At 51.1% G+C, this 976-nt stretch carries 1 protein-coding gene; it reads right to left on the bottom strand.

Translation table 11 applies throughout. From position 1 onward, the window contains the following. Positions 1 to 131: 131 nt before the first annotated feature. Complete coding sequence (locus HHU12_RS34120; RefSeq protein WP_001067855.1) at positions 132 to 836, bottom strand: IS6-like element IS26 family transposase; 705 nt, start codon at positions 834 to 836, stop codon at positions 132 to 134. Positions 837 to 976: the final 140 nt, after the last annotated feature.

Below are 976 nucleotides of genomic sequence, written 5' to 3'. Positions count from 1 at the left end.
ATCCAGTAAAAGCGTACATGCATGTGCCAGAAGTAGCGCCGCGCGATCAAGATCTTTGAGCGTTCTGAGCCGTTTTTTCGGCACTGTTGCAAAGTTAGCGATGAGGCAGCCTTTTGTCTTATTCAAAGGCCTTACATTTCAAAAACTCTGCTTACCAGGCGCATTTCGCCCAGGGGATCACCATAATAAAATGCTGAGGCCTGGCCTTTGCGTAGTGCACGCATCACCTCAATACCTTTGATGGTGGCGTAAGCCGTCTTCATGGATTTAAATCCCAGCGTGGCGCCGATTATCCGTTTCAGTTTGCCATGATCGCATTCAATCACGTTGTTCCGGTACTTAATCTGTCGGTGTTCAACGTCAGACGGGCACCGGCCTTCGCGTTTGAGCAGAGCAAGCGCGCGACCATAGGCGGGCGCTTTATCCGTGTTGATGAATCGCGGGATCTGCCACTTCTTCACGTTGTTGAGGATTTTACCCAGAAACCGGTATGCAGCTTTGCTGTTACGACGGGAGGAGAGATAAAAATCGACAGTGCGGCCCCGGCTGTCGACGGCCCGGTACAGATACGCCCAGCGGCCATTGACCTTCACGTAGGTTTCATCCATGTGCCACGGGCAAAGATCGGAAGGGTTACGCCAGTACCAGCGCAGCCGTTTTTCCATTTCAGGCGCATAACGCTGAACCCAGCGGTAAATCGTGGAGTGATCGACATTCACTCCGCGTTCAGCCAGCATCTCCTGCAGCTCACGGTAACTGATGCCGTATTTGCAGTACCAGCGTACGGCCCACAGAATGATGTCACGCTGAAAATGCCGGCCTTTGAATGGGTTCATGTGCAGCTCCATCAGCAAAAGGGGATGATAAGTTTATCACCACCGACTATTTGCAACAGTGCCGTCCTGCGAATATGTGAGTTTTGACCTAATGAGCCACAAAAACTCATTTTCGCCCACGATAATTTTTCTACTTCCTT

The sequence above is a fragment of the Flammeovirga aprica JL-4 genome (assembly GCF_012844305.1).
GTDB lineage: Bacteria > Bacteroidota > Bacteroidia > Cytophagales > Flammeovirgaceae > Flammeovirga > Flammeovirga aprica.
The sequence above is the reverse complement of the archived record's forward strand: the minus strand, read 5'-3'. Positions and strand labels throughout refer to the sequence as shown.